The 14965-nt window shown below is 71.4% G+C and carries 13 protein-coding genes; 3 read left to right on the forward strand and 10 right to left on the reverse strand.

Annotated elements, in window-relative coordinates:
• Positions 1 to 140 precede the first annotated feature (140 nt).
• Positions 141 to 503, reverse strand: coding sequence for a nucleoside triphosphate pyrophosphohydrolase family protein (locus ACQP2X_RS31420; protein ID WP_498688041.1), 363 nt, complete (start codon positions 501 to 503; stop codon positions 141 to 143).
• Between the two features lie 249 nt (positions 504 to 752).
• Here ACQP2X_RS31420 and ACQP2X_RS31425 point away from each other — a divergent pair, with 249 nt between their 5' ends.
• Positions 753 to 2543: a serine/threonine-protein kinase gene (locus ACQP2X_RS31425; protein WP_498688044.1), complete on the forward strand. Its 1791-nt coding sequence runs from the start codon at positions 753 to 755 to the stop codon at positions 2541 to 2543.
• Positions 2544 to 2567: 24 nt separating this feature from the next.
• On the opposite strand, the gene ACQP2X_RS31430 is transcribed toward ACQP2X_RS31425, so the two are convergent.
• From ACQP2X_RS31430 to ACQP2X_RS31440, 3 genes are read right to left on the reverse strand one after another with little or no spacing between them, the layout of a single operon-like run.
• Positions 2568 to 3161: a GNAT family N-acetyltransferase gene (locus ACQP2X_RS31430; protein ID WP_498688045.1), complete on the reverse strand. Its 594-nt coding sequence runs from the start codon at positions 3159 to 3161 to the stop codon at positions 2568 to 2570.
• Entirely contained in the window at positions 3158 to 4675 is a 1518-nt protein-coding gene (locus ACQP2X_RS31435) for an APC family permease (protein WP_498688047.1), read from the reverse strand. The genes ACQP2X_RS31430 and ACQP2X_RS31435 overlap by 4 nt, the downstream gene beginning before the upstream one ends.
• A gap of 52 nt (positions 4676 to 4727) precedes the next feature.
• On the reverse strand, positions 4728 to 5378 hold the full coding sequence (locus ACQP2X_RS31440; protein ID WP_498688048.1) for a GOLPH3/VPS74 family protein: 651 nt from the start codon (positions 5376 to 5378) through the stop codon (positions 4728 to 4730).
• Positions 5379 to 5839: 461 nt separating this feature from the next.
• Between ACQP2X_RS31440 and ACQP2X_RS31445 the strand changes: the two genes are divergently transcribed.
• Together ACQP2X_RS31445 and ACQP2X_RS31450 are read left to right on the forward strand one after the other, a co-directional pair.
• On the forward strand, positions 5840 to 6610 hold the full coding sequence (locus ACQP2X_RS31445; protein ID WP_498688050.1) for a dioxygenase family protein: 771 nt from the start codon (positions 5840 to 5842) through the stop codon (positions 6608 to 6610).
• A 97-nt stretch (positions 6611 to 6707) separates the two neighbouring features.
• Complete coding sequence (locus tag ACQP2X_RS31450) at positions 6708 to 7718, forward strand: TerC/Alx family metal homeostasis membrane protein (RefSeq protein ID WP_498688052.1); 1011 nt, start codon at positions 6708 to 6710, stop codon at positions 7716 to 7718.
• Between the two features lies 1 nt (position 7719).
• On the opposite strand, the gene ACQP2X_RS31455 is transcribed toward ACQP2X_RS31450, so the two are convergent.
• From ACQP2X_RS31455 to ACQP2X_RS31480, 6 genes are all read right to left on the reverse strand, one after another.
• A complete protein-coding gene (locus ACQP2X_RS31455) occupies positions 7720 to 7977 on the reverse strand; it encodes a hypothetical protein (RefSeq protein WP_498688054.1) in 258 nt (85 codons plus the stop codon).
• Between the two features lie 170 nt (positions 7978 to 8147).
• Positions 8148 to 10979: a helix-turn-helix transcriptional regulator gene (locus ACQP2X_RS31460; protein WP_498688056.1), complete on the reverse strand. Its 2832-nt coding sequence runs from the start codon at positions 10977 to 10979 to the stop codon at positions 8148 to 8150.
• Positions 10980 to 11099: 120 nt separating this feature from the next.
• On the reverse strand, positions 11100 to 11738 hold the full coding sequence (locus ACQP2X_RS31465) for a hypothetical protein (protein WP_498688057.1): 639 nt from the start codon (positions 11736 to 11738) through the stop codon (positions 11100 to 11102).
• A gap of 17 nt (positions 11739 to 11755) precedes the next feature.
• A complete protein-coding gene (locus tag ACQP2X_RS31470) occupies positions 11756 to 12949 on the reverse strand; it encodes an ABC transporter permease (protein WP_498688059.1) in 1194 nt (397 codons plus the stop codon).
• Positions 12946 to 13686 (reverse strand): ABC transporter ATP-binding protein, encoded by a 741-nt coding sequence (locus ACQP2X_RS31475; protein ID WP_498688061.1) that lies wholly within the window; start codon positions 13684 to 13686, stop codon positions 12946 to 12948. The genes ACQP2X_RS31470 and ACQP2X_RS31475 overlap by 4 nt, the downstream gene beginning before the upstream one ends.
• Positions 13683 to 14912: an efflux RND transporter periplasmic adaptor subunit gene (locus ACQP2X_RS31480; RefSeq protein WP_498688062.1), complete on the reverse strand. Its 1230-nt coding sequence runs from the start codon at positions 14910 to 14912 to the stop codon at positions 13683 to 13685. Before ACQP2X_RS31480 ends, ACQP2X_RS31475 begins: the two co-directional genes overlap by 4 nt.
• Between the last annotated feature and the right edge of the window lie 53 nt (positions 14913 to 14965).

Below are 14965 nucleotides of genomic sequence, written 5' to 3' on the forward strand. Positions count from 1 at the left end.
GTGGCTGACGCAGCGGGCTGTCCATGGCCGGCGCGAAGGGTCGGCGCGAGCGGCAGGGGAGGCACGCTGAGAACCGCCCGGAGTGGTGTGCGGGCACCGGATGCGGCCGGAGTACCTCGAGTGGTTCGGGCTGCGGGCGTTCAGCCCGTGACCGGTGACTGGGGTGGCCACACCAGCGGCTCGGCGTCGGTGGGCAGCCGGGAGCGGAGCTTGTCCGCGCAGCCGGCCAGTGCCTGGTGCGGGTCGAGGTCGAGGCTGGCGATGGCGACCAGGGCGGTGAAGGCCACGTCGGCCAGTTCGGCCGCCACGTCGTCGCGGGTGTGGGTGACGCCCTTGCGGGGGTTCTGGCCCAGCAGGCCGATCCAGGCCTCGGCGGCCTCGCCCGCCTCCTCGGCGACCTTGAGGATGCGGCAGGTCAGTTCCAGGGGCAGTGTGCCGTTGTTGAGGTCGAGCCAGCGGCGCGCCTCGTCCACCGCCGGCCAGATCGGATCGGTCTCGCCCACGTTCGCCCCCGCATCGCCGTGCCACAAGTCCCCGTCACGTTAGCGGGCCCGCCACCCGCCGCGCCGCTCGCCGGGCGCACGGTAGCGGGAGAAAGAACGAGCCTCGCCGGGGTGGAGTGACGGGCGCCGGACCGGACTGACCTTCTGTGACAGAACGGGCGCCGGACGGTTGCCCGTACCGGCATCGATCTGGACGATCGTCGCGGTTCGGCCACGTTGGACGCGCTCGATGGAAGGATCCGACGACACGTGCAGTCATCCCCCTCCCTCACCGGTGGCATCATCCCCGGCGAAGCCGCCACCGCCGATCTCAGCGGGCGCTGCGTAGGCAACTCGTACGTCCTGGTCTGCCCGGTCGGGCATGGTGCGACGGGCACCGTGTGGCGCGGCATCGACCGGGCCACCGGGGCCGACGTGGCCGTCAAGCTGCTGCACGAAGGGCTTCTCCGGCAGCCCAAGCTGGTCATCCGCTTCGTGCAGGAGCGCACGATCCTGATGATGATGCGGCACGAGAACATCGTGGGCGTCCGTGACCTGTTCAGCGTGGGCGGCTCGCTCGCGCTGGTCATGGACTACGTGTCGGGCGGGAGCCTGCGGCAATACGTGCGGGCCATGGGCACCCTGCCGCCGGCCGACGCCGCCGAGCTGCTCGCGCAGGTCGCGGCCGCCCTGACCCAGGCACACGAGCTGGGCGTCGTGCACCGTGACGTCAAGCCGGACAACATCCTGTTGCAGGAGAACCACGGGCGTTTCGAGGTACGCCTGACCGACTTCGGCATCGCCCGCGTGCTCGACACCGCCGGCCTCACCACACCGCAGGCCATCGTCGGCACGCCGCACTACATGGCGCCCGAGGCGATCCAGGGCGAGGCCTCCCCCGCGTCCGATGTGTACGCCGTCGGTGTCGTCCTCTACGAGCTGATAACCGGTTCGACGCCGTACGCCGGTGAGCCGCTGGCCGTTCTTCGAGGGCACCTGGACGAGCAGCCGGTGTGCCCACCCGGAGTCCTTCCCGCGGTGTGGGAGCTGATCGCGTGGTGCCTGGCCAAGGACCCGGCCCGCCGCCCGTCGGCCGCCGAGCTGAACGCCGCCCTGCGCGAGCTGGCCCGGGAGATGGCCGGGGTTCCCGCCCTGGCCGGGCAGACGCAGGAGTACGCCGACGCGGCCACCCCCGATCTGGGGCTGCGGGCCGTGTCGCACCCGTCGTCGCGGCCGGTGCCGAACGCCCGCAAGCGCCCCCGCAACGGACCTCGCACCTGGAAGTGGCGCCGGCCCGGGATGATGGTGGCGCTGATCGGGCTGGCCGTGGCCGTGTCGGGCGTGGGCGGCTTCAACGCGTGGCAGCTGCTCGACTCCCCCGGCTCCGGCGCGGCCGCCGCCCCGCCGGTCACGTCGGTGGCGCCCGGTGTGGCCACGGCGACCCCGGCCGGTCGCCAGTCACCGCGCCCGACGGCCGGTCCCCCGCAGATCTCCGGCAGCCTCGCCGAGAGCGGGGCGCAACTGGGCGGCGCGGGGCTGAGCGGCGGCGGGTCGAGTGGCGGGCTCAGCGGCGGCACGGTGTCGGGTGGCGGCGCCGCCAGCGCGGAGGATCCGGCGAAGGTTCAGGCTCCGGGTGCGCGCGTCTCGGTGGGGCCGACCGGCGTCGGGGTGTCCGCCGGTCCCGGGCGGGCCGAGGCGCAGTTCGGGCCGTGGCGATGTGGCGACGAGTACAGCTGGGATCTCGGCCATCCGGTGCTGGCCAAGCCGTGTCACGCCCTGGGCGGTTCGGTGCGGGTGGCCGGTCAGATGGAGGCGATGCCGGGGATCCAGGCCGACATCGAGCTGACCGTGCGGGACGCGGACACCGATGACGTGGTCGCCGGCCCGTACCTCTGCAAGGGTCTGATGTTCACCGATTTCGCCCTGCGGCACACGTGCGGCCCGGGCGATCTGCGCCCCGAGCACGGCGACCGTCAGGTCGTCGTGGCCATGTCCTGGCGCTACACCCAGCGCCCGCTGCTGCCCGGCGGTGTCACCCGCGGACCGGCCTTCCGCTGGTGAGACAGCGGAAGGCCGGCGAGGCGATCAGGCCGCGTGCCACATCCGGTAGAACGCCGTGCCGTCGGGCAGCAGCATCTCGAACGGATCCATGTCCACGTAGCCGGTCCGGCGGTACAGGCGCACGTTGTTCTGGTTCGTCGCCTCGAGGTAGACCGGCACGCCGGACTCCTTGAGCTCGTCGTGCGTGTGCTTCATGAGCTGGCTGCCCAGACCGTGGTGCTGGTGGTCGGGGTGGACCGCGAGGAACGCCAGGTGCCAGTGCGGGTCGTGCGGGTGGTGCTTCTCGAAGAGCTCGTCCAGCGCGACGAACCGGTCGTGGTAGACACCGGCCAGCGCCTTGAGGCGCTCCTCGTAGTTCTCCGGTCCCGCCGACTCCTTGGTGTAGTCGAACCACACCGCCGTCGCCGCCAGGCCGTCGCCGTCCGGGTTGTCGATCACGTCGACCCGGGCCGCGGACTCGGTCAGCAGCGTGAAGAAGTCGGCCATCACCCGCAGCCGGTCGTCCAGCGACGGCACGAGGTACCGGTTGGCGTCCAGCTCGAAGAACGAGTGGCTGATCAGCAGACCGACGTCGGCGATCTCGTTCTCGCGGGCGGGACGGATGGTGCCGTGACTCACTTGTTCTCCTCGGTGCTGGCGAGGGCCGCGGAGAATCCGCCGCCCCCCGTTGCGGTGGCGCTGCGGGCTCCGAGCCCGATGCCGGCGTAGATCTGGGGCTTGGTGGAACGCAGGATCAGCGCCCAGACGAGGCCGGCGACGAACAGGACGGCGAACGACAGCGGCACGACGATCGCCGGCGTGCTGCCGGGCTCCACGCCGAGCAGCGTCGCGATGTTGTCGATGGCCAGGTAGGTCATGATGATCAGGAGGATGGTGCCGAGGACCGGGGCGCCGATGCGGTGCCAGAAGTCCTCACCCTCGGGGTGCTTGAGGAAGTAGCCGATGACGGCGACCGAGGTGATGGTGACCAGGATCAGCACGCCCAGGCCACCGCCGGTGCCGCCCCAGAAGAACAGGTTGACCAGCGGGTCCCAGCCGTTCACGGCGTAGACCACGATGACGATCAGGCCGAGGGCCGACTGGGCCAGCGAGCCGTTCTTGGGCGCGCCGGTGCCGGGCACGGTCTTGCCGAAGGCGCGGGGCAGCACGCCCTCGCGGCCGAGCGAGAACGTGTAGCGCGAGATGATGTTGTGGAACGAGATCATCGCGGCGATCAGCGAGGTCAGGAACAGCGCGTGCCCGATGTGCAGGGCGGAGCTGCCGAGCTGGTCGGAGGCGACGTTGAAGAACAGGTCGGGGCCCTCGTTGGCGGCGCGGCCGACGACGTCGTCACCGGCGGCCGAGATCATGGCCCAGGCGGCGAAGCCGTAGAGCACGGCGATGATGGCGACCGAGAGATAGGTGGCGCGGGAGACCGTACGCCGCGGGTCGCGCGACTCCTCGGAGAACACGACCGACTGCTCGAAGCCGACGAAGCCGGTGACGGCCATGACCAGCAGGGCGCCCGAGCCGGCGCCGACCAGCGTGCCGGGGTCGAGCGGGGCCGAGGAGGCCGAGAAGTTCGGGGAGAAGATGTCGGCGAAGCTGAACGCGATCACCACGACGATCTCGGCCACCAGCAGGGTGGCCAGGACCTTGCCGTTGACGGCGACGTCGAGCACGCCGAGCACGGCGGTCAGCGCCCAGCAGATCAGCGCCAGGACCCACCACTTGATGTCGACGCCGAACCAGTCGGAGAACAGCGGGGCCGCGATGGCGCCGAAGCCGCCGTACGACGCGATCTGGAACATGTTGTACGCCAGCAGGGCCACCCAGGAGGCGCCGACGCCGAGCGGCCGGCCGAGGCCCTGGGAGATGTAGGCGTAGAACGCGCCGGCGTTGGCGATGTGGCGGGCCATGGCGACGTAGCCGACCGCGAAGATCGCCAGCACGAGCGCGACCGCCACGAAGGCGATGGAGATGCCGGTCAGGCCCGTGACGGCGAGACCGGTCGGCACCACGCCGGCGACGACGGTGAGCGGCGCGGCCGCGGACATCACGAAGAAGACGACCGCGGCGACGCCGAGCCGGTCGCGGGCCAGTGCGTTCGACAGCTGGCTCTGTTCAGGGGGTTGTGTAGACGTGGTGGACACGCGGATCTCCATTGAGGGGGTTGTGGGAAGGGGGTGGGTGGTCCGGTGTGTGTCAGGCGCGGCGGGCCATGACGGCGTCGCCGACCGCGGCCTCGGTCTGGCTCACCAGCTCGTGCAGCATGGCGGGGAGACGGCGCTTGAGCTGGTCGAACAGCTGGGTGCGGCCGCGGGTGTCGAGGGTGACGAAGACGTGCTGGTCGAGGCCGGTGGCCAGGATGAGCCCGGCCAGCACCAGGTCGGGGACGTCGAGCATCTCGCCGCGGCCGATGAACGTGCGGATGCGGGTGGCCGGCCAGCCGGCGATCATGGAGTCGCTCGGCACGAACGACACCTTGCTGCCGAACAGGCCGCGCTTCTCCTGGCGCTGCACCAGCCCCGCGCGGGACAACCGGCGCTCGACCAGGTCGACGGCGATGCCGGTGGCCAGGAACGAGATCCAGTCGCGGATGGCCCGGTGGTGGCCCTCGCGCAGCAACTGGTCGAGGACGGCGGTGGCCGCCGGATCCCCGGTGGGGCGGTCGTCGATGATCTGGATCTTGCCGTCGACCAGATCGAGCCGGCGCCAGAGCACCAGCTCGCCGATCAGGGCGGCGGCCATGCCGAGGCCGAGGGTGGCCGGGGAGAGCAGGCACTTGCCCTTGACCGAGTCGTGGGCGGTGAGAAACAGATCATCGGCGAGGGGTAGCTGCGGCGATGTCGCCACTGCCGGGCCTCCTCTCCACGCGCGCGCCTAGTCGCGCCGTGACTTGCGGTGAACTTCGCGCGGTGACTACCGAGAGTAGTTTCGGTGGCTCGACGCGAACGTTACGGTGAGCGCCCCCCAGCACGACATCGGGTAGCATGCCAGCGCTCACATCTCGGCGCAATGTCCTCATGAGACTAATTTTCAGTCCGATGTGCATTCATCGAGGATGCATGATGCAAGAGTGCATCTACCAGGCATTCCACATCCGGGTGACGACACCCGTAAAGGGAATTTAACGAACACCGAAGTGGACTGACCGCAAGATCAACTCCCCGGTTATTTTCTGCACCTGCTCAATAACAGATTGTGCCCCCTACGGCGCGTGAACACTGACGGTAATGTCGAACGTTTTAGTTGACGCTACAAGTAAATAGCGGTACGGTTGCCTCCAGGAAGTTGAACCTTCAACGGAGGCACCCATGGCCCGCATGCCCGCTCTCTTCCTCAGCCACGGCGCGCCGCCGCTGGTCGACGACGCGCGCTGGGTGAGTCAGCTCGAGGAGCTGACCGCCGGCCTGCCCCGGCCCAAGGCGATCCTGATGGCCTCGGCCCACTGGGAGTCGGCGCCGCTCATGCTCGGCGCGACCGAGCCGGTGCCGCTGGTCTACGACTTCGGCGGCTTCGAGCGGAAGTACTACGAGGTCACCTACGCCGCGCCGGGCGCGCCCGAGCTGGCCGCCCGCATCGAGAAGCTCATGCCCGACAACGAGCCGGTCGCCCGCACCAGCCGCGGACTCGATCACGGTGCGTACGTGCCGCTGACCGTCATGTACCCCGGCGCGGACATCCCCGTGCTCCAGATGTCCCTTCCGACCCTCGAGCCCGAACGGTTGCTCGAGATCGGCCGGCGGCTCGCTCCGCTGCGTGACGAGGGCGTGCTGATCGTCGGCTCCGGCTTCACCACCCACGGCCTGCCGTTCCTGCGCGACTGGCGGCCGGACGCGGCCGCTCCGGGCTGGTCGCGCGAGTTCGACGCCTGGGCCGCCGAGACCCTGGCCCGCGGCGCCGTCGACGAGCTGGCCGACTTCCGCAACCGGGCGCCCGGCATGCCGTGGGCCCACCCCACCATCGAGCACTTCGCGCCGATGTTCCTGACCCTAGGCGCGGCCGACGATCCGGAGCGCGCGCCCGAGCAGCCGATCGACGGATTCTGGATGGGCCTGGCCAAACGATCTTTCCAGGTCGCATAAAGGGCAGGTCAATACCGGGTTATTCAGGAATCTCCCAGGGTAAGCGGGGACGATTGATCGGCAACCGCCCCGCTTATCGCCCGGAGGTTCCCCACTCATGCCACTTGAGGTCACCGCGCTCGGCTGGACGTTGACGATCGGCGTCATCGTCGCCCTGCTCGCCCTCGATCTGACGTTGGGCGTCCTTCGCCCCCACGCCGTCGGCTTCCGCGAGGCCGCCGCGTGGTCGATCTTCTACATCACCGTGGCCGTCGCCTTCGGTGTGGTCTTCGGCATGATCGCCGGCTGGGACTTCGGCGCTCAGTACTTCGCGGGATACATCGTCGAGAAGAGCCTGTCGGTCGACAACCTCTTCGTCTTCGTGATCATCATGAGCACCTTCGCGGTGCCCGAGAAATATCAGCAGGAGGTCCTGACCTTCGGCATCATCATCGCGCTGGTGCTGCGGGTCATCTTCATCGCGCTCGGGGCGACCCTGCTGTCGCTCTTCTCGTTCATGTTCCTGATCTTCGGCCTCATCCTCATCTTCACGGCGGTGCAGCTGTTCCGGCACCGCGACGAGGATCCCGACGTCGAGGACAACGCGCTCGTCAAGGCCAGCAAGCGCTTCCTGCCGGTCACCGACGACTACATCGGCGGCAAGATGATCACCAGGGTCGACGGCCGGCGCGTGGTCACCCCGATGTTCATCGTGCTGATCGCGATCGGCAGCTCCGACCTGCTGTTCGCCCTCGACTCGATCCCGGCCGTGTTCGGCGTGACCGACGAGGCGTTCATCGTCTTCGTGGCCAACGCGTTCGCCCTGCTCGGCCTGCGCGCGCTCTTCTTCCTGGTGAAGGGCCTGCTCGACCGGCTGGTCTACCTCTCCACCGGCCTATCGCTCATCCTGGCCTTCATCGGCGCCAAGCTCGTGCTGCACTGGCTGCACGAGGACGTCACCCACTCGGCGCCCGAGATCTCGACGTCGGTGTCCCTGGTCGTCATCCTGGTCATCCTGGTCGTCACGACGGTGGCCAGCCTGATGAAGACACGAAAAGACCCGGATGCCAAAGCCCACGCGGGCAGCATCCGGGCCAAGTCAGCGGTCCCGGAGGACCGCAAACGCTAGGTCAGCCGAGGTAACCGCCAAGGCCGGCGGTCTGACGGTCGCCGGCCTGCTGGCGGTGCAGGTCCTGGCGGTAGAGGATCGCGCGGATCTCTTCGGTCTCCGCGGCCGTGTGGCGGCTGATGAGCTCGTCGAGCTCGGCGCGCTCGGCGGTCGTACGGAAAGACGCGAGCTCGTCGGTGAGCTTGCGGTGGGCGACCCGCATCGTCCGGCGGTTCGCCAGTGCGGTGCGAACGTCGCGAAGCTTGGTCGTGAACGGCATGGCCGACTCCTTAACGGATCGTGATGGCGATAGGCCTCGTCGCCTTCCTGTACAACGATCCCGGGTCCGGCTCTCATACCCAAATCACGCAGGTAAAACGTTCGTTACCGGCGTGACTGTCACCACTGGATTACTGTAGCGGCGGTCACTCTCCGTACCGAATGTCCTGGTCAGACGTTTGACGTGAACTCCGCCACGGAGGGCAGCCGCGAGGACAGTTGGGTCCGGGAACGCACGCCCAGCTTGCGGTAGATGCGGGTCAGCGTCGCCTCGACCGTCTTGACGCTCAGGAACAGCCGGCTCGCGATCTCCCGGTTGCTCGCGCCGTCCCGCACGAGGGCGGCGATCCGCAGCTCGGTCGAGGTCAAACCCAGATCAAGAGGAGCGGAGTTGCTTTCCGTACGGGCCAGGGCCCGCTCCGTCTGCTCGGCCCAGGGCTTGGCGTCGGCCGCCAGGAAGATCGCCAGCGCGGCGCCGATGGCCACCCGCGCCGCCGCGTACCGGCGCCGCCGCCGCTCCGCGCTGCCCTGCACGAGCAGCGCGTGGGCCTGCTCGATCGGCTGGCGCAGCTGAGCGAAGTGCTGAGCGGCGGCGGCCGACAGGCGTACGGCCGACTCCGCCTGACCGCTCTCGGAAAGCACCACGGCGGTGGCCCGGTCGAGATAGCCGCTCAGACCAGGATGGTCGCCGAGCCGGTGCGCGGCCGCCCGGGCCTCGGCCAGCATCGCCTCGGCCTCGACGTGCTCGCCCAGGGCGGCCAGCCCGCCGGCCAGGTCACCGTGCCAGCGCACGATCATCGGGTCGGCCCCGCCGGTCTCGGCCTCGAGCTCCCGCAACCGCAGCAGCGCCGCCACCCCGGCCCGGGTCTGCCCGGCCCGCAGCTCGGCCTGCCCGAGAGCGTGCAGGTTGCGTCGCAGATAGAGGGTGTCACCCTCCTGTTCGGAGGCCCGCACCCCGCGGCGGGCGAAGCCGGTGGCCGCGGCCAGGCTCCCGCCGGCCAGCTCGGCCACGGCCGCGGTGTGCCAGGTCGGACCCGGGCTGAGCCCGGCGTGCTGCGCGGCCCGGACGGCGCGGTGGGCGTACCGCAGCGCCTCCCGGCAGCGCCCGGCCCGGGTGGCCACCTCGGAGAGGCTGCGCAGCACCTCGACCCGGGCCTCGCCGATGCGGTCCTGCTCGGCCACGACGAGCAGCTTGAGCAGCTCGTCGCGGGCCTCGCCGAGCCGGTCGTCGACCATCGCGAAACGGGCCGCCATGTAGCGCGGCCCGTAGTGCAGCCAGTCCGGCGCCGGCGCGGCGGGCAGGGCGAGCGCCTGCCGCAGGGTCCGCGCCCAGCCGGTCTCGCCCCGCAGCCGCTGGATCTGGGCCAGGATGCTCAGCGCCATGGCCTCGGTGGTCGGGTCGCCGGCGCTGCGGGCGGCGGCGACCGTCCGCCCGGCCTCGGCCTCGGCCGCGTCGGGGTCCCCGGTCAGAAAGGCGGCCCAGGTCAGCCGCAGCCGCACCGGCGCCTGGAGGGCGGGATCGTCACCGGCCTCGGCCAGCGCCGCGGCGAACATCTCGCCCATGTCGGCGATCCCCTGCCCCGCCAGGTCGAGCAGCACGACCCGGGCCCGCACCCGGTGCCCGGCCGGGGCGCCACCCGCGATGACCGCTTCGGCGGCCCGCCCGGCCAGGGCGCCGGCCCCCGCGGTCAAAGCCGTGCGGGCGGCCGCCACCAGCCAGTCGAGCCGCAGGGCGGCGTGCGTGTGCGGGCACCGGTCGGCCGCGAGCAGATAGAGCTCGGCCGCAGTGCGGCCGGCCCCGCCCTCGGCACACCGATCGGCGGCCGCGGCGAGCGAGCGGGCCACGGCGCCGTCCGGCCGCCCGTTGCGCAGCGCCCGATGCCGCAGAGCTTCGACCGGATCGACGGCCCCGGCGGCCAGGGCGGTGTGCACCTCGACCCGCTCCCCCGCGCTCGCCCCTTCGACGAGCACGGTCGCCAGCAGCGGCGGCGTGAACCGCACGGCCTCACCGTCGAGCCGGACCACACCGGCCGCGGCGGCATGGCGCAGATCCCGTACGGCATCGTCCCGCCCGCCCCGCAGCAGCACGGTGACGGTCGGCTCGACCGCCAGCGCGGCGGTGAGGAGCGTCCGCCGCACCTCGTCCCCGAGCCCCGCCAGCCGGTCCCCCAGCATGTCCCGGGCCGCCTCCGGCAGCGGCGCCGGCCGCCACGCGGGCCCCGGCGCCACCGCCGCGGCCAGGGTGAGCGCGAGAAACGGATTCCCCGCGCTCGCCTCGTGCATCCGGCTGGCGGTGCGGCAGGGCAGACCCCGCGCCTCGAGCAGCTCGGTGAGGTCGTCGGGCGACAGCGGCGGCACCGCCACCTCGAGCACCGGCGCCGGGCAGAGCCGGGCCGCCCGATGCCGCTGCCCGGTCCCGTCACCCCGCCCCGGCGCCGCTCGCACCCGAGGGCGCCCCTCGGCCGGGCCGGCCTCGGACAGGACCGGGGTGTCCGGGCGGCGCTGAGCGGCTATCGCCCGGATGCGAGGGCCCGGGCGGCGGCGCATGGCGAACGCGATGAGCTCGGCCGACTCGGCGTCGAGCCACTGGCAGTCGTCGAGGACCAGCAGCACCGCCCGGCCGCGGGCGGCCTGGGCCAGCAGCAGCGGCAGCACCAGGCGGCGGGCCAGCGCCGGGGCGCCCGCTCGCGGCGGCAGGCCCTGGCGCAGGGCGGTCAGGGCCGCGCGCTGGGCCGGCGGCAGACCGGCGGCCGCCTCGTCCGGGAGCTGGGTCACCAGGTCGGAGATTCCGGTGTACGGCAACGCGCGCTCACTCCGCACGGGCCGCAGCCGGAGCACCAGCTCGCCGCGCCCGGCCGCCGCGGCCGCCACCGCGTCGAGCAGGGCGGTCTTGCCGATGCCGGCCGGGCCGTGCAGGGCCGCTCCGCCGCCCGTGGCCAGCCGGCTCTCGATCGTGGCAAGGAGCTCATCGCGCCCTCGCAGGGCGGTTCCCTCGGGCAGCACGCACCCACCCCCTCCGCTCCCAGCTGGCTCTCAGCCTAGGAATACGGAGGGGACTCATCAATGGGTTCGCACGTATTGACAATGTCACATACATACTGCTCAGGACATATTTTTCGCGCGTTACTCCCGCTGCGCGGTCACCGACGTCGCGGTGACCGAGCCGTCGGCGCCGGCCGCGCCCTGGATGGTGACCGACTGGCCGGCCTTCACGTCGGCGACCTTGCCCGGCGTGGCCGTCGCGACCTTCGTCGTGCCGTCGGTCCTGACCGTCACCACTGTCCCGTCGGCCTTCTCCACGTAGATCGTGGTGCCGTTGACCAGCTTCACCGTGCCCGTCGTGGCCGCGGCCGCCGTGCTCGCGCTGCCACCGGCCGCCGTGTTCCCGCCGCCGTTCGCACCGTTCGCACCGCCGTTCGCACCGCCGTTCGCACCGCCGTTCGTGCCGCCGTTCGCCGCGCCGGGGAAGCCCTGGCCGCCACCCGGGAAGCCGCCCGCCGCGCCGTATCCGGCCCGGTTCTGGCCTCCGCCGAACGCGGCCGCCCGGTTCCCTCCCCCGCCGCCCGTGCCGGAGTCGCCCCACTGCTTCTGGGCCTGGAGCCCGCCCGCGAAACCGCCGACCAGCAGCACGATCGCCCCGAGCACCACGGTGCCCTTGTTCCACCAGCGCTTCGGCGCCGCCTTGGCCAGTTCGGTGGCGAAGCCGTCGTCCTCGTCCTTCGGCGGGTCGGTCATCGACAGCACGGCGGTGTCGTCATTCATTGCCATAACAGCGGTCCTCACTCGTAGCGCAGCGCGTCGATGGGACGCAGCCGGGCGGCGCGGCTGGCCGGCAGGCCGCCGAAGAACAGTCCGATCGCGATGGAGACGCCCAGGGCGAGCCCCACGGAGCTGGGCACGATCACCGGTTTGACGCCGACGATCTCGAAGCTGCTGCCGATCAGCGCCGCGGCCACGCCCAGGGCGCCGCCGATGACGCTCAGCAGCGTCGCCTCGATCAGGAACTGGGTCAGGATGACCCGGCGCGGGGCGCCCAGCGCCTTGCGGATGCCGATCTCGCGGGTCCGCTCGGTCACCGTGACCAGCATGATGTTGGTGATGCCGATGCCGCCGACCAGCAGGCTGATCGCGGCCACGGCGCCGAGCAGCGTGGTGAACGTGTCGGCCGTCTCGGTCTGCGTCGCCAGCAGCTGGGACGCGTTCTGGATGCGGTAAGGGGTGGTCGACGACGTCACGTTCATCTTCTGGTCGAGGATCGTGGACACCTCCGACTGCACCGCGTCGACTTTGTCGGGGTCGGCCGCTTCGACCAGGATGGAGTTCAGCGAGCCGTAACCCGTCAGGACCTGCCGGACGGCGGTCAGCGGCGCCACCGCGGTGTCGTTGGCGTCCTGAAATCCGGTCGAGCTCTTCTCCGACAGCACGCCGACCACCGTGAACAGCGCCCCGCCGACCGTGACCTGCTTGTCGATCGGGTCGACGCCGGGGAAGAGCTCCTCGGCCACGGTCTGCCCGATGACCACGACCCGGCGGCCCTGCGCCTCGTCGTCGGCGGTGAAGGCGGCGCCCTGCCCGACCGGCGTGTTGGACGCGGTGAACCAGCCCGGCGTGGTGCCGACGAACGAGCTCACGTCGTGGTCGGTGCCCTCGTAGGTGACGGTCGCGGACGAGCTGACGACCGGCGACACCGACTTGACGTCGGGCGCGAGCACCGGGTCGACCAGCGCGTCGGCCATGTCCTTGGTCAGCGCGGTGCTGCTCGACCCGCCCCGGCCGGTGCTCATCACGGTGATCGTGTTGGTGCCGAGCGCCTCGATGCGGTCGCTGATCGCCTTGGCCGAGCCGTTGCCGACCGCGACCAGCAGGATCACCGCCGCCACGCCGATCAGGATGCCGAGCATGGTCAGCGCCGACCGCAGCTTGTTGGCCGACAGGCCTCGCAGCGCGAAGCGCACTACCTCGTAGAAGCTCACAGCGAGTGCCTTCCCGCGGCGAAGACGCCGACCGGCGGCTGGTTGATCGGCGATTGCCGTACGTCGGTGACGATGTCCCCGTCGACCAGGCGGATCAGCCGCTTCGCCCGGTCGCCCACCTCGGGCTCGTGGGTGATCAGCACGATCGTGCGCCCGGACGAGCTGAGCTGGTCGAAGACGTTGAGCACGTCCTCGGTGGAGCGGCTGTCCAGGTTTCCGGTCGGCTCGTCGGCCAGCAGCAGCGCCGGCTCGGTGACCAGCGCCCGGGCCACCGCCACACGCTGCTGCTGGCCGCCGGAGAGCTGGTTCGGCTCGTGCCGGGCCCGATCGGCCAGCCCCACGATGTCGAGTGCGGCCATGGCGCGCTTGCGGCGCTCCTTGGGCTTGACCCCGGCGTACGCCAGGGGAAGCTCCACGTTCGCCACGGCGGAGGTCCGCGGGATCAGGTTGAACGCCTGGAAGATGAAGCCGATGAGCCGGTTGCGGGCCAGGGCCAGCTGCCGGTCGCCGAGCCGGCTGACGTCCACGCCGTCCAGCCGATAGGTGCCGGAGGTCGGGATGTCCAGGGCGCCCAAAATGTTCATCAGCGTCGACTTGCCGGAGCCGGAGGAGCCCATGATGGCCACGTAGTCGCCGCGCTCGACGGTCACCGACACCCCGCGCAGCGCGTGCACGGTCGCCTCGCCCTGACCGTAGATCTTCTTCAGGTCGCGGACGTCCAGGACCGGGCGGGTCATCGTCCGCCCCCGCCGCCGAAGTTGCCGCCGCCACCGCCGGGGAACCCACCCTGGCCGCCGCCGCCCGGGAAGCCGCCGCCGCCCGCGTTGCCGGTGCCGGAGCCGGTCGTGGTCGAGGTGGTCTTCAACTGGACCTGCTCCCCCGCGGTCAGCCCGGAGGTGACCTGGGTGGCGCTGTCGCCCTCGAGGCCGATCTCGACCGACCGCGTCTCGGAGGCGCCGTTGCTGACCACGGTGACCGTGTGCCGGTTGCCGACCGTGGTGATCGCGGCCGAGTTGACGTAGACCGCGTTCTCGACGCTGCCGGTGGTGACCGCGACCGACACCGTCTGCCCGGCCTTGGCCCCCGACGGCACCTTGTCCAGGGTCAGCGTCACGCCGTAGGTGACCACGTTGTTCGAGGTCGTCGCCGAGGGGTCGATCGCGGCGACCTTGGCCGTGGCGGTGGTGTTGTCGAGCGCGTTCCAGGTGACCTGGGCCGCCTGCTTCTCCTTGAGCTTGGTCGCGTCGGCCTCGGCGAACGAGGCGGTGACCTGAAGCTTGGTCAGGTCGGCGATGTCGACGAAGCCGGAGGAGGACGACGAGCTCGACGACGTGGCGGACGAGCCACCGCCGGTCGCGCCGCCACCGCCCTGCTGGCCGCCGCCGGCGGACGACGAGGACGACGAGGACGAGCCGGTGCCCGAGGAGGAGCTGCCGAGCGTGCCGTTGACCGCGGTGACCGTGCCCGCCATCGGCGCTTTGAGCACCGTGCCGGTGACGCCGGCCTCCGCCTCGTCGACCGCGAGCTGGGCCTGCTCGACCTCGTTGGAGGCCGAGGAGGTGTCGGAGCCGGCGTCCTCGGCCCGGTCGAGCGCGTCCTGGGCGGCGTCCAGGTCGGCGTTGGCCGCGTCGAGGGTCCGCTCGGCCGCGGCCGGGTCGACCTTGGCCAGGATCTGGCCCTTAGTGACCTTGTCACCGACCTTGACGCTGATCGAGGTGACGGTGCCGCCGGTGACGAAGCTGGCGCTCGCGGTGCTGCCGCTCTCGAGCGTGCCGTCGGCGGTCACGGTCTTGGTGACCGTGCCCGTCTGCACCGCCATCGTGCGGGCCGACGCGTTGGCGGCCGGGGTGGAGTCCGATCCTGAGAGGGTCTGGTACGCCCAGAAGCCCCCGGCTACGAGGGCGACGCCGAGGGCGGTGTTGACCGCCACCGAGGGACGTCGCAGGTTGAGGCGCGCTGGCATGCCGGACACTGTGGCGAAGCGGCCTGGGAGGAGCTTCCTAGCAACCTCGGAGC

Source organism: Actinoplanes sp. CA-131856 (genome assembly GCF_050956135.1).
Taxonomy (GTDB): Bacteria; Actinomycetota; Actinomycetes; order Mycobacteriales; family Micromonosporaceae; genus Actinoplanes.